The organism is Planctomycetia bacterium (assembly GCA_021413845.1).
In the GTDB taxonomy this organism is placed as follows: Bacteria; Planctomycetota; Planctomycetia; order Pirellulales; family PNKZ01; genus PNKZ01.
The window spans coordinates 23,705-36,949 of the sequence record JAIOPP010000020.1 but is presented as its reverse complement, the minus strand read 5'-3'; the positions used below and the strand labels follow the sequence as shown (position 1 = coordinate 36,949).

At 60.8% G+C, this 13,245-nt stretch carries 10 protein-coding genes; 6 read left to right on the top strand and 4 right to left on the bottom strand.

Annotated features, from left to right (window positions below):
- Positions 1–75 precede the first annotated feature (75 nt).
- The 4 genes from K8U03_03760 (at position 76) to K8U03_03745 (ending at position 6,527) form a co-directional block, all read left to right on the top strand.
- Positions 76–2,973, top strand: coding sequence for a tetratricopeptide repeat protein (locus K8U03_03760; GenBank protein ID MCE9604000.1), 2,898 nt, complete (start codon positions 76–78; stop codon positions 2,971–2,973).
- A gap of 92 nt (positions 2,974–3,065) precedes the next feature.
- Positions 3,066–3,329: a nucleotide pyrophosphohydrolase gene (locus K8U03_03755; protein MCE9603999.1), complete on the top strand. Its 264-nt coding sequence runs from the start codon at positions 3,066–3,068 to the stop codon at positions 3,327–3,329.
- Entirely contained in the window at positions 3,329–5,566 is a 2,238-nt protein-coding gene (locus K8U03_03750; GenBank protein MCE9603998.1) for a hypothetical protein, read from the top strand. Before K8U03_03755 ends, K8U03_03750 begins: the two co-directional genes overlap by 1 nt.
- Before the next feature lie 31 nt (positions 5,567–5,597).
- On the top strand, positions 5,598–6,527 hold the full coding sequence (locus K8U03_03745) for an ABC transporter ATP-binding protein (protein MCE9603997.1): 930 nt from the start codon (positions 5,598–5,600) through the stop codon (positions 6,525–6,527).
- 98 nt (positions 6,528–6,625) lie between these two features.
- Here K8U03_03745 and K8U03_03740 read toward each other — a convergent pair whose 3' ends face one another.
- Positions 6,626–7,423 carry a 2-dehydro-3-deoxyglucarate aldolase gene (locus tag K8U03_03740; GenBank protein MCE9603996.1) on the bottom strand — a complete coding sequence of 266 codons (798 nt, stop codon included), beginning with the start codon at positions 7,421–7,423 and terminating at the stop codon, positions 6,626–6,628.
- 224 nt (positions 7,424–7,647) lie between these two features.
- Between K8U03_03740 and K8U03_03735 the strand changes: the two genes are divergently transcribed.
- Complete coding sequence (locus K8U03_03735) at positions 7,648–7,977, top strand: Rieske (2Fe-2S) protein (GenBank protein MCE9603995.1); 330 nt, start codon at positions 7,648–7,650, stop codon at positions 7,975–7,977.
- Between the two features lie 52 nt (positions 7,978–8,029).
- On the opposite strand, the gene K8U03_03730 is transcribed toward K8U03_03735, so the two are convergent.
- Positions 8,030–9,226, bottom strand: a complete 1,197-nt coding sequence (locus K8U03_03730) for a hypothetical protein (protein ID MCE9603994.1) — start codon at positions 9,224–9,226, stop codon at positions 8,030–8,032.
- A gap of 250 nt (positions 9,227–9,476) precedes the next feature.
- Here K8U03_03730 and K8U03_03725 point away from each other — a divergent pair, with 250 nt between their 5' ends.
- A complete protein-coding gene (locus K8U03_03725; GenBank protein ID MCE9603993.1) occupies positions 9,477–10,682 on the top strand; it encodes a 2,3-bisphosphoglycerate-independent phosphoglycerate mutase in 1,206 nt (401 codons plus the stop codon).
- Between the two features lie 143 nt (positions 10,683–10,825).
- Here the strand turns inward: K8U03_03725 and K8U03_03720 are convergent, their stop codons facing one another.
- Positions 10,826–12,085, bottom strand: coding sequence for an NPCBM/NEW2 domain-containing protein (locus K8U03_03720; GenBank protein ID MCE9603992.1), 1,260 nt, complete (start codon positions 12,083–12,085; stop codon positions 10,826–10,828).
- Between the two features lie 62 nt (positions 12,086–12,147).
- The gene (locus K8U03_03715) at positions 12,148–13,233 is read right to left on the bottom strand and encodes a terpene cyclase/mutase family protein (GenBank protein ID MCE9603991.1); all 1,086 of its coding nucleotides are present in this window, start codon (positions 13,231–13,233) and stop codon (positions 12,148–12,150) included.
- Between the last annotated feature and the right edge of the window lie 12 nt (positions 13,234–13,245).

Sequence of the window (13,245 nt, the reverse complement as noted above, 5' to 3'; positions counted from 1 at the left end):
TGTGCCTTCTCGGAGCTTCCGATAGCGTTAACATTGGGCTTGGCAACGGCATTTTTTCCGGGATCGAAACGCACTATGCCTTTCCGTCGACATCGCAAGCCTTTCGCTCTACTCCTGTCGACGCTGATGCTGGCGAGCGTCCTCGGCGTTCCGTATGTTCTCGAAGCCGCGGACCCTGCCGCTCCCGCAGCCGAAGCGAAGCAGGAGGGCCCGAGGAAGGCTTTGGTCGAAGCTCGCCGATTGTTTCTCTCGGGCAAGTACGCCGAGTCGAGCGAGGCATACGAAGCGACAAAAGAAAAATCACCGTTCGAGTCGGCTCTGGGGTTGGCCCGCTGTTTCGCAGCCGAAGGAAAGCAGGCTGAGGCGGGCGACTTGCTTCGGCAAGCTCTGGCGAAGCTCCCGCCGAAGCAATTTGCAGCCCAGGCACAACTGGAAGCCGAACTCGCTCGCATCGCTTTCGACTCCGGCAAGTATGACGATGCCGAGAAGCATCTGAAAAGCGCGCTCACCGCCGACGACAAGAACCGGCTCGCGCGGTGGATTCAAGCCGAGCTCCATCGCACTGCTGGCCGGCTCACCGAGACCGGAGTCGCCTACCAGCAGTTCATCGATGACTACAACGCCACGGAAACCTTTACCGATCCCGACGATCTGCGTCTGATCGGCCTGGGAGCTGCGCAGTATGCCCGTTGGAATCGACTGAGCGATCAGTTCACGTTCTTAGTCAACGAGCTTTTTCCATCGGCCGTGGAACTCGATAAAGGCTATTGGCCCGCTCATTACGAGGCTGGCTTACTGTTCTTAGAGAAGTACAACGAAGCCGAGGCAAGCAAAGAGTTCAAGGCGGCGCTCGCGCTGAATCCGAAGGCCGCGGAGATTTATGCGGCGCAAGCAAAGTTGGCGCTGCAGAACTTCGATCTCGCGACGGCGAAGCGGGCCGTCGAGCGTGCGCTGGCGATCAACCCTCGTTTGCTCGCCGCCCATTGGGCCGCCGCCGATATTCACATGGCGAACTACGAAGCGGCCGAGGCTGCGCAGCTATTGGAAGGTGCGCTCAAGCTCAATCCGCGTGCGGAAGAAACGCTCGGCCGGCTCGCCGCCGCCTATGCCGTCGTCGATGGTTGGAGCGATGCGGCGCAGAAGTCGGATCGTTTTAAGAAGATCGTCGCGGAAGTCGAAGCTCTTAATCCGCATGCCGGTGAGTTTTACTTCGCTCTCGCGCAAGGGCTCGATGCGCTCCGCCGCTATCCGGCCGCCGCCGAATACTTCCGCACCGCGGTCGCGAAGTTGCCGCAACTTACGACGGCCCGCGGCGAGTTAGGGCTGATGTGCATGCGGCTCGGCGAGGAAGTCGAAGCGAAGCGTCTGCTCGACGAATCGTTCGCAATCGACCCGTTCAACGTACGGGTGAAGAATATGCGGAAGGTGCTCGAAGTGCTGGATGAATATACTGTCATCGAGACGAAGCATTTCGTCATCAAGTTCGATCGTGGACACGACGAGATGCTGGCGAAGTACGCGTCGAAGTATCTTGAAGAGCAGGTGTATCCCGAGCTTTGCAAGAAATACGGCTTCGAGCCGGAAGGAAAGTCGCTGTTCGAGATATTCAATCGATCGCGCAATACCGGCGGCCACGGCTGGTTCAGCGCGCGTATGGTCGGACTGCCGTTCGTCGGCACGGTCGGCGCGTGCGCCGGGAAGATGGTGGCGCTCGCTTCACCCAACGACATGCCCGAGAAGTTCAACTGGGCTCGGGTCTTGAAGCACGAGTTCGTCCATGTGCTCAACCTGCAGCAGAGCCGATTCAACATTCCGCATTGGTATACGGAAGCGCTGGCGGTCGAGAGTGAAGGATATCCTCGTTCGGAAGTGTGGAACAAACTTTTGGCGGAGCGCGTTCCGCAAGGCGACCTCTTCAATCTCGACACGATCAACATCGGCTTCGTGCGCCCGAAGAGTAGTCTCGATTGGCAAATGGCCTATTGTCAGGCACAGCTTTATGCCCAGTACATGCTCAAGACCTACGGTGACGATGCGTTGGCGAAAATGCTCGCGGCCTATCGCGACAACCTCGACACACGGGCTGCTTTGAAGCGCTCGTTCGACGTCGACCAAGCGAAATTCGAAGCGGGATATTTGGATTACATTAGAAATATCGCGAAGGGGTTGTCGAGTTCCGCTCCGCAGGATGAGATGAAGTTTTCGGAGTTGGTCAAAGCCCATCAAAATCGGCCGGACGACAACGAAGCGGCCTCGAAGCTGGCCGCTGCCTACTTCGCACGGGAAGAATTCGCAAAGGCTCGTAAGTTGGCGGAAACGGTATTAGAAAAAGAGCCGAAGAACCAGCGGGCGGCATTCGTGGCCGCGCGGGTGCGGCTGGTCGTCGGCGATGAAGAAGAGGCCGAGAAGTTGCTCGCCGACGCACTCGATCGGGCCGCGCCGAACCCGGAGTTGTTGTCGCTCTTAGCGTCGTTGGCGTTTAAGGCGGGCCGGCACGACGAAGCGGAAAACCTTTACGCTTTGGGTGCCGAAAAATTTGCTTATGAAGCGAAATGGAAGAAAGCTCTCGCCAAGACATATTTAGTAACTAAGAACGAGGCGAAGCTCGCGCCGGCTTTAGAGCAACTGGCGCTCGCCGATGCCGACGACGGGACGATCCGCAAGAAGCTCGCCCAGCTTGCACTCGCACGCTCGGACTACGCCGCCGCGCGACGTTGGAGCGAAGAAGCGTTGCATTGCGACGTGCTCGACGTCGTCGCGCACCGTCTGGCCGCCGAATCGCTTGTCGGGCTGAAAGACGATGCGGCGGCGATTGTTGAATACGATGCAGCCGTTACACTGGAGGCCGACAACATCGAGCTGTGGGCCGGCATGCTCGCAGCCGCCAAGCGGAGCGGCAAAGCCGATATCGTTGCTCGCGCCGCGAAGACGCTGAAACAACTCGATCCGGAACATGCGGAACTCAAACCGTGAACGATAGTCCGAAGAATGCCGACTCCCCTCCTCCGAGTTCGCCCTCGACGAGCGGTATTTCGTTCCGTGAATTCCAGCAATTGATTCGCGAGATGTACTTCGAGAAGGACCGGGCCCGCGGCATCGACGGCACGTTTATGTGGCTGATGGAAGAGATCGGCGAACTTGCGAGTTGCCTACGCAACGGCACGCACGAAGAACGGCTCGGCGAATTCGCCGACGTCATCGCGTGGCTCACCACGATCGCCAACGTCGCAGGCGTCGATCTCAACGAGGCGGTTATGCTCAAATACGGCTCGGGCTGTCCCGGCTGCCGGCTTTTCATCTGCACCTGCGACAACGCGGAGAAGCCGTGATGTCGAGTTCGGCCCTTTCGTCGAAGATGCCGGCGGCGATTGCGATCATCGCGGCCCTGGCGTGCTTCTCGTCCGGCATTCCGGCTCGCGCGCAAACGCTCGACTCGAAGCCCCGTATCGTCGACCTGCATGTCGGATACGACAAACTTTATAAACTCGGTTGCTGGACGCCCGTTCGCGTTGCGTTGCAAGGGGGGCTCGCCGCAGGGACCGCTCCCTCGACGGCCGTGCTGCAATTGGAAACCTCGGACGGCGACGACGTGCCGAGCATCTATGCTTCGGCTCCTTTGCAATTGTCGGCAGGCAAGCCGACAGCCGTGACGATGTACGTGCGCTTCGGCAACAGCATGCCGACGATGACTCTTACGCTGCTCGTCGAAGGGCGATCCGTGCTGCGTGAAGAGGTGAATAGCCAAGAAGATCTGCGGCCCGGGTTCCAACCCCCGTTGCCCCCCGGCGAGCGCCTAGCGATCTGCGTCGGTCGTTCTTCGGCGTTCGATGAAGTGGCCGGACGCTTCGGCGTTTCGGACCTTGCGTCGGCTCATTTCAACGACGTCGCCGAGCTTCCCGGAAAGTCTTACGGCTACGACGGCGTCGATGTCGTGCTGCTCGCTGCCGACGATGTGCAACGCTACGCTTCGCTCACGCCGGACGGCGCGCAGATCGGGGCGTTGCGCGAATGGTTGGAGTTCGGCGGTAAGGTGACGATCGTCGCCGGCAACGACGCGCGGCTCCTATTCGGATCGCCTGCTTGGCAAAAGCTGGCGTCCGTTCAAGTGTCGGAAGCGGTCCCCTTGCCACGCACTGCGGCGCTGGAAGAATACGCCGGCGGCAACAAGCCGGTCGCTTCGATTCCCTCGCAAGACAAGCTTCGTGTGTTGCGTTCGGTCGGCCGCGACGAGGTCGTCGAGCTGACGGAAGGCGATTTGCCGCTCATCGTTCGCCGCGCCGTCGGGTTCGGTGTGCTGACCGTCTCGTTCGTCGATCTCGAACATCCGCAATTGAAAGATTGGTCGGGCCGTGCGGCCCTTTTGGCGCGCGCGATGCGCCTGGGGCCGATAGGGAACGAGAACACCGATCAAGGCAGTGCGCAACAGCATCGCTCCTACGGCTATAACGATTTGTCCGGCCAGTTGCGCAGCGCGCTCGACCAATACGAAGGGGTCGCGGTAATTTCGTTTTTCGCGCTGGCGGTCATGATCTTGGGATATATCGCGCTGATCGGCCCGATCGACTACCTCATCGTGCGCAAGGTCTTTCGTCGTACGGAAATGACTTGGTTTACGTTTCCGGCGATCGTCGTCGCTACGTCGGCCGCCGCCTATTTTGCCGCCATCTGGATGAAAGGAAGCGAGCTTCGCGTCAGCCAAGTCGATATAGTCGACTGCGATGTCGCCTCCGGTTCGATTCGCGGAACCACGTTTGCCGGCGTCTTCAGCCCAAAGAGCGATACCTACGATCTTCGCGTTGCGCCCCCCGCCAAGCTTCTCTCGGGCGGGCTCGTGCCCGGCCGCTCGATGACTTCGTGGCTCGGCCTCTCCGGCAACGGGCTCGGCGGCATGCACGGACAAGGAGGCGGAACTTCATGGTTCACTTCCGCCTATCTGGTCTCTCCCGATCTAGAAAGCCTCACCCAAGTTCCGATTCAAGTCTGGTCGAGCAAGATGTTTCTCGGGCGATGGCAGGGCCGTGGCGCGGTGTCGCTCGGGGGAGCATTGCGTGAGGAGCTCGATGGCTCTCTTAACGGGACGTTGAAGAGCCCGCTGATGGTCCCCTTGCGAAGTGCGCTGTTGTGCTACGGAAGCAAAGCCTATCAAGTCGGAGAACTTGCCGTCGGCGATCCGTGCGAGATAGCGAAGCTGAATGCCCGCGATTTATCGACGGTGTTGCATCAGGCCGAGGTCGTGCCCGCCGCCAAGACGACGATGAACCCCGGCGTGCGCACGCGGCCGCATGACCCCGGCTCGCAAGAGGTCGATCAGATCTTGCGCAAGATGATGTTCTACGATGCCGCCGGCGGTCGCGACCACGCCAACCTCGATCACAACTACCACGGTTTTCTCGATCTCAGCGATCTTTTGAAGTTGAAGCGCGCCGTCTTGGTCGGCTTCGTCGATTCGTCGCCCGACGACGGTGCGATTCTTGAACTGACGACCGACGCCTCCCCGGCCGTGCGCCGCGACGATCGTCGTTGGGTGTTCGTGCGGCTGGTCGTTCCGGTTGAGAAAGCTCCGTAATTCGCCCCCTCTTATAACGCTGTTGCAAGCCATGATCGAAACGCGCGACCTGACGAAAAAATACGGCGAGCTTCATGCCGTAAAATCTCTCAACCTTAAGTTGGACAAGGGAGATGTTTTCGGCTTCATCGGTCCCAACGGCGCCGGCAAGACGACGACGATGCGCATCCTCGCCACGTTGCTCAACCCGACCTGGGGCGAAGCGTATGTTTGCGGTTATTCGATCTACGTCAATCCGAAGGAAATCCGGCGCGCGATCGGCTACATGCCCGACTTTTTCGGCGTGTACGACGACATGAAGGTGATCGAGTATCTGGAATTCTTCGCCGCCGCTTATCGCATCAAAGGGCCTGCGCGCCGCAAGGTGTGCGACGATGTGCTCGAGCTCGTCGACCTCGGCTATAAACGGGACGCGTTCGTGACGAGTCTTTCGCGCGGTATGACGCAGCGTCTCGGCCTTGCTCGCGTCTTGTTGCACGACCCGCAAGTGCTATTGCTCGACGAACCGGCTAGCGGTCTCGACCCGCGGGCCCGCATCGAGATTCGCGGGCTCTTGAAGGAGCTGCGCGGCATGGGAAAAACCATCATGGTTTCCAGCCATATCCTGCCGGAATTGGCCGACATCTGCAACAAAGTCGGGATCATCGAGCGCGGTGAATTGCTGGTGAATTCCGACGTCACCGATGTGATGCGTCAAGTCCGCAGCAGCATCGTGCTCAAGATCCAAGTCGCCGCGGAAACAGATCGAGCCTGCAAGCTATTGAGCGAGTATCCCGCCGTCGATAAGGTCGACGTAGGGCCGGACGGCGAGATCACGGCGGTGCTCAAAGCCGAGGTAGTCGACTATTCCGAGTTGCCGACCGTGCTGGTTGGCGCAGGTTTCAGGCTCAAGCTCTTCAAGCCGGAAGAGATCAACCTCGAAACGGCCTTCATGGAACTCACGAAGGGGATCACGTCCTAGTCCGCGCGCACGGACACCGCCCTGCTCCACAGGCCGTTACCCCGCTTGCGATTTCGCGATCGCTCGACATCCCAGTCCGACATCACCCGCCGATCGACCTAGTACTTCGCCAATTCCTTCTGCGACTGCTCGGGATTGAGCGCCTTAAGCGTCGCCTGTGCCTGCTGCGTCATGAAGCGCAGGTCGCTTCCGACGGCGATGAACTGCATGCCTTGCGCCGAGCGCTTGAGGGCAGATTGCGGGTCCATCGTGTGCATGCCGGTCGGGCAGCCGACCTTTTTTCCGACCCGCACGACCTCGTCGAGCAGCGCTTCGAATTCCGCCTCGGTCGGGTCCGGCTCGCCCATCTTCTTCATCTGCCAACGGAGGTCGTTCGGCCCGACGAAGATCGCATCGACCCCTTCGAGCGAGTAGATCGCTTCGGCGTTCTTCACGCCGGTCGGGCTCTCTGTTTGAAGAATGACGAGGACTTCGTCGTTCCACTTCTTGTAATACTCGTCGGCCGTCGTGTTGAAGTTCATCGAGTGCATGCCGCCGCCGATGCTCCGGTTGCCGAACGGCGGGTAATGCGCCGCGCGGATCGCGATCTGTGCCTGCTCGACCGTATCGACCATCGGCACGACGATACCCCACGCTCCGGCGTCGAGCACGCGCTTGATATAGTCGTGGCTCCCTTGCGGCACGCGCGCCAGCGGAATACCCCCGGCGTCGGCGACCGCCGCGAAGATCATCGCCGCTTGCGACCAATCGATCGCGGCATGTTCGATGTCGAGCGTTAGCCAATCGTACCCAGCGCGCGCGAGGACGCGAGTCGCGACGAGATCGCCGAGGGAAAGCCAAGTGCCGAAAGAAGGTTTCCCTTCGCGAAGTTTACGTTTGACGGTATTGATGCGCATGGGTAGAGGAAGGGGTCAGGGGTCGGGGATCAGGGGCCGGAGTAGAGCCGCATTGTCGCAAACCGCCGATTCGTCGCAACCCCTTCACCGCCGTGTGTCGGCGAAGTAAATTGCGTGTCGTGAAATAGCGGCGGATCCGCGAAATCGCAAGCGGCGACGGTTATTTCGACTTTGCGCTTCTGCAACTGACCACCGACCACTGACAACCGGCCACTGTCCCGCCCATGTCCGATTTCACTACCGTTGCCCAGGTCGGCGGAATTCCGGAAGGTCGCGGCATCACCGTGGTCGTCAACGGCCGGTTGATCGCCGTGTTTCAAGACCAGGGAAAGTACTTCGCCATCGACGATCTCTGCCCGCACATGGGGGCTTCGCTCGGAGCCGGCGAAGTCTACGAAGGGGCCGTGAGTTGCCCGTGGCATGCGTGGCGCTTCGGCTTGTGCGATGGCGCCTGGGTCGACAACCCGAAACTGCGGGTCGACCGCTTCGAGACCCGCGTCGTCGGCGAGGAGATTCAAGTGAACGTGCCTACCAAAAAAGCCGGCGATGAATAGCCGCCTTCATTGGCGGCCCGACGATCGACTGCCGTAGCGACCGTTCCTATGCCTAGGGGGCGTTCTTATTCGCGAGCTTTAAGAGCAATTTAGCCGCTGAAAACCATTGGCACAATTCGCCGATCGCGATGTCGTTGAGCCGGCTGATTCGAATTTCCGCTGCGGGCGTCCAGCGCGCGTACGCCGCTCGTAAAGCGTCGGCGACGAACGCCGGTTCGGCGTCGTCGGTCGATTGCCGAGTCAAATGATCGCGACTCAAAGGGTCGCGGCGAATCGCATCGCTCCAGACGTGCAACGTCGGAGTCTCCGGCTCGTCGTTCAGTTGTCGACGGGCCGCATGAAGATAAGTCGGCGAAACCTGCACCTCATTTCCGTCCGCCAAGCTCCGACAAAGCCGTTCGACCGCCTGATGCCAAGCCGCGATGCGGCAACTCGGCTGCGAAAGATATTCAGCCAGCGCTACGACGTTGCTTTCGTGCGAAAGTTTGCACTTGGCCGCTTCCCAAAACCAAACGGCCCCTTTGAGTTGTGAGATCGAATCGGCTCCGACAAGCGCCGAAAGAAACAACGCCGGACCATCGAGCAACGAGGTGCGTTGTTCCAGCGTCAACGTATGAAACGCAACTCCCGCCGGTACTAATTCGCTCGCTTGTTCCGGACCCACATCGAGCACGACCAGGCGGCCCGAGAGCTCGTTCGTTCCCCCGACGGAGACGCGCAGCACCTCGATGAGCGGTGCCGCTCCTTGCCGCAAGTCGTTTCGATCTGCTTGGTCTTCTCCGTCGGCCGGAGCGATGACCACGACGGCCCAACGCTCGTGCAAATCATGCCCTTCGCCGACGCGGCGTACGAGATCGATGGCCCCTTGGAGCGAATCGGTATCGAGGCCCGGCTCGATGAACACGACTCTCGGCCGTCCGCCTCGTTGGTTGTCGGCCAGTAAGTTGTGCGCCGGATGGGCCGCCGCGGCGATGAGCGCTTCGCAGCTCGCGATCTCCTCACGCTGGGCAACGACGAACACGGTGTCGCACGTCTCGCCGAGTCGGTTCGCCAGCGAAACGGAATCTCCCAGCGAGCTGCGCTTCCGTTGTCGAAAGTAGTCGCTCAGCAACCGGCCGGGATGATCGAGCGCGAGCCGTAGCACATCGTCGCGCACCAACGATTCCCAGGCTGCGGCAAGCTGCGGTCGCGCAGCCGTAGCCGGCAACTTTCCTGCGACGAACGATTGTGAAGCAAGACGACGTGGCATAAACCTGGAGAAACAAGTCTCTCGACGAATAACGGAAATCGATACCCCAACTCTAGTCGACAACAGCGGTTCGCTTGCGGTTTCGCGAACCGGCGTCCGTCCCGTTGAAAAGCCGAAAACGAGCTTAAAACGTCGCCGGCTTCCGGCCGCGCCCCTTGTCGTTTCGCGCCGTTTTGTTAACACAATAGAACTCCGACCGAGATTCGGAACAACCCAGCCAGCCGCTCCGCCGCACGGAAAGAAATTCGCCATGGACATGCACGATCTCACTCGCAGCTTGCACGTAAAAAACGACTCGAAGATCGTGATGCTCGTCGGCGACGGGCTCGGCGGCTTGCCGCAAATGCCGGGCGGCCTGACCGAGCTCGAAACGGCGAAGACCCCGAACCTCGACGCGCTCGCGGCTCGCGGAGTTCAGGGGGGAAGCATTCCAGTGAAGCCGGGCATCGCGCCGGGAAGCGGCCCAGGCCATCTCGGTCTCTTCGGCTACGATCCGCTCTCGTATGTCATCGGGCGCGGCGCACTGGAGGCGACCGGAATCGGCTTCGAACTCGGCCCCAACGACGTCGCGATCCGCGGCAACTTCTGCACGCTCGGGCCCGACGGTAAGATCACCGATCGCCGCGCCGGCCGAATCAGCAGCGAAGAGAGCGCACCGTTGGCGATCAAGTTGCGCGAAGTAAAGATCCCGGGCATCGAGGTCTTCGTCGAGCCGGTGAAAGAGCATCGCTTCGTCGTCGTCTTGCGTGGGCCGGGCCTCGGCGGCGACGTCCACGATACCGATCCGCAAGTAACCGGCGTTCCACCGTTGGCGCCGAAGGCCGCGAACGCCGCGAGCGAAAAGACGGCCCAAGCCGCGGCCGAGTTCGTCGCGCAGGCCAATAAGCTGCTTGCCGGCCAACCGAAGGCGAACGGCCTCACGCTGCGCGGCTTCTCACCGAAGCCTGCCCTGCCGTCGTTCGAGGAAGTGTACGGACTCAAGGCCGCCGCGATCGCCGTCTATCCGATGTACAAAGGGCTCGCACGGCTCGTCGGCATGGACATTATCGGTAAGGCCCAGACTTTAGAAGATCAGATGAAAGTTCTGGAAGAGAACTGGAGCAAGTACGACTTCTTCTTCATCCACTTCAAATACACCGACAGCACCGGCGAAGACGGCAACTTCGCGGCGAAGGTGAAGAAGACCGAAGAACTCGATTCGGCCGTGCCGCGCATCACGGCTCTCAAGCCGACCGTGTTCATCGCCACCGGCGACCATAGCACGCCGGCTTTCCTCAAGAGTCATAGCTGGCATCCGGTGCCGACGCTCTTGGTGAGCGATTGCTGCCGGTTCGACAACGCGACCGAGTTCAGCGAGCGGGCCTCGCGCATCGGCGGACTCGGTCAGTTCGAGGCGAAGTATTTGATGTTGCTCGCACTGTCGAACGCCGGCCGCATGGGCAAGTACGGCGCATAGTTGCCCAAAGCGAAGTGTTCGGTTGCCGCTAGACCTATCAGCCGGAACGCGTTAGCGTCCGGTCGAACGTGACGCAGCGCAATCGATTTCACTCTCGAACCGGGGGCTAACGCCCTGCGGCTGATGGAGCGTATTTTGTCGTACTACGGCAACAATCGGGCATCGAGCCAATCGGCGTGGTCTTGCTCGTCGGCGAAGTCGGCGAAATCGACGACGAGGCTCAGTTGCTTGCCGCCTGCGATCGGCACTTCGATCGGCAGCGGTCGGTTGCCGCCGCGTACGATCGGGCTCCGATATTTTTCTTCGCCGTCGACGAAGACTCGAAACGTGACGCTTCCCCGGCCATCGGTTTCGTCGTCGATCGCGACGGCGGCGGCGAAGCGGTTCGACTTACCGTCGAGTGCGTAGCTGATGCGCGAGGCGGAATGCATGCCGAGCCCTTGCAGGTAGCGACGTTCGGCGACTCGAAGATTTCCGCCGGTCGCGCTCCGATCCACGCGATAGGGCCACGAACGACTGAGATAAGGGACGTGTCGATAGCCGACGGGCTCCAGCGTCGAAAGGTAGAGCGCCTTGCCGCCGAGCGTTTGCAAGTAGATGATCTCCGAACGCGATACGTTCCACGTGGTGTCGCCGGCGATCGACGTCGGTTGCAAGCGTATACGACCGTCGGGCCCTTTTCGCACCGGTTCCGATACGACCCACGAGCCGGACTTCAAGCCGACTAGCATCCGCAAGTGTTCTTTAGGAACCGGTGCCGCCAGCGCCGGGTTGAAGGTCAAGTACGCGACTTTCGTCGTGTCGACGACCGCGGGTCCGAGCGCCGTCTCCAGCGTCACCCCTTGGTAACCGATCGATTTCACGGTGCCCGTCGTTTCGTCGCCGGTGAGCATGAAGACGCGGTCGCGGTCTCCTTTGCGCGGCGCGACGACGGCATCGAACAGCCGATCGCGCATCGCCTGAGAGCCCGACGATTGAAACACGATGCCGCGCACTTGCGTGAGTGGGATGGTACGATCGAGAGAAAATATCTTGGCTTGTAGATTCTCGGAATCGCACGCAACCGTTTCGACGGCGAGAAACGTACCGTCGATGAGCACGATGTAGAGCCCGCTGGTGAGCTCCGGCGGCGTGCCCCATGAAATGAAATCTTCCGGTGCGACGATCGTATCGGCAGCGACAACCGGCGCAGTGGAAGAGTTCGATTTTCCTAGGTTCTCGGTCCGGAAATCCAATCGGCCGGAATCATCGACGCCGAGCCATTCGGCGGGGACGGCCGTGCGGTCGAGCGTGGTCAGCGGGTATGTCGGCGCCGGTGGATTCCTCACGCTCGCTTGCGCGAATATCGGTGTCGCTTCGATCGCGACGACGCCGCTGGCAACGACGGCGATCAGAGCGGCCATGCTCTTAAACGATGCTCGGCCTGCTGGTGCTTGGCCGGATGATGTTCGCTGGTGACTCGCGTTCATCGTTGAAAGATCGGCAGGTAGTTGTTGGGGATTTGCATGATGATGCAGGCCATCGCCGTGCCGTATTCTTGACAGATCGAATCCATCCACGAGCCGTCTTTGCGTTGACGTTGAATGAGCTCGTCGCGAACGGCGGGGAACCATCGCTTCCAATGGTCTCCTCCTTTGATCCACATCGCTTGCACGGCGTAGTAGTGGCCGTAGAAGTAGTGGCTCTCGCGATTGAAGCCCGCACCGTGCGGCATGTAGTCCATGATGTAGGACAAGCCCCGCTCGACCTCGGGCCCTTCGTAGATTCCCGCGCTGTACAACGCCACGACTCCCGCCGCCGAGCGCGGAAACGCACTCTGCCCGCCGGAGATCATATACATGAACCCGCCGTCCGCGTTTTGACTCTTCTTGACGTAGTCGATGCACTTGTCGATCACGTCGGCGGGGACGTACATGCCGGCGTTCTTCGCGGCTCGCAAGGCCATGATCTGGCAAATCGTCACCGAGATGTCGGCTTCTTTGCGGATCGGCTGGTAGCGCCAACCGCCGTCCGTGTTCTGCGTGTTGCAAATGAGATTGACAGCGCGCGAGAGCTTGTCGCGAATCTCGGAGTTGCGCGTCATGCCGTAGGTTTCGGCGAGAAACAAAGTGGCGAAGCCGTGGCCGTACATCGGGCCGTGGCTCCCGGAGCCCGGCACGTTGATGTAACCGGAGTCTTGCGTGTTTTCGATCAGATAGCGAATCGAACGCTCGACGCATTCGCCGTAAGGACCGCGACTCGGCGTGCTGCCGGCCGCCATGAAGGCCATGCCCGCCAACGCCGATACGGCGACGTCGCGACTATAGCCTCCCGCTCCGAACGCCCCGTCGGTCTGTTGCCGTGAGGCGAGAAACGCTAGGCCGGCGTCGATGGCGCGCTGCGCCTCGGTCGTCATCATCGCTTCGGCCGAAAGTTCCGGGTTCTCATCCGCGGCCCGCACCGCCGGCGGCGCAATTCCGGCACAAGCGGCGCCGGCCGCCGCCGAGAGCGTTTGCAAAAAGCGGCGTCTATCGAACGCCGGAATGGTTCGTGGATCGATCGGTGGCATCATGTCTTGGCTTCA

Bases quoted from the DNA above. Each gene is read 5' to 3' on its own strand.
- K8U03_03760 (MCE9604000.1), top strand. From the start codon at position 76: ATGCCTTTCCGTCGACATCGCAAGCCTTTCGCTCTACTCCTGTCGACG.
- K8U03_03735 (MCE9603995.1), top strand. From the start codon at position 7,648: ATGTCCGATTTCACTACCGTTGCCCAGGTCGGCGGAATTCCGGAAGGT.
- K8U03_03730 (MCE9603994.1), bottom strand. From the start codon at position 9,226: ATGCCACGTCGTCTTGCTTCACAATCGTTCGTCGCAGGAAAGTTGCCG.
- K8U03_03745 (MCE9603997.1), top strand. From the start codon at position 5,598: ATGATCGAAACGCGCGACCTGACGAAAAAATACGGCGAGCTTCATGCC.
- K8U03_03725 (MCE9603993.1), top strand. From the start codon at position 9,477: ATGGACATGCACGATCTCACTCGCAGCTTGCACGTAAAAAACGACTCG.
- K8U03_03750 (MCE9603998.1), top strand. From the start codon at position 3,329: ATGTCGAGTTCGGCCCTTTCGTCGAAGATGCCGGCGGCGATTGCGATC.
- K8U03_03720 (MCE9603992.1), bottom strand. From the start codon at position 12,085: ATGGCCGCTCTGATCGCCGTCGTTGCCAGCGGCGTCGTCGCGATCGAA.
- K8U03_03715 (MCE9603991.1), bottom strand. From the start codon at position 13,233: ATGATGCCACCGATCGATCCACGAACCATTCCGGCGTTCGATAGACGC.
- K8U03_03740 (MCE9603996.1), bottom strand. From the start codon at position 7,423: ATGCGCATCAATACCGTCAAACGTAAACTTCGCGAAGGGAAACCTTCT.
- K8U03_03755 (MCE9603999.1), top strand. From the start codon at position 3,066: ATGTACTTCGAGAAGGACCGGGCCCGCGGCATCGACGGCACGTTTATG.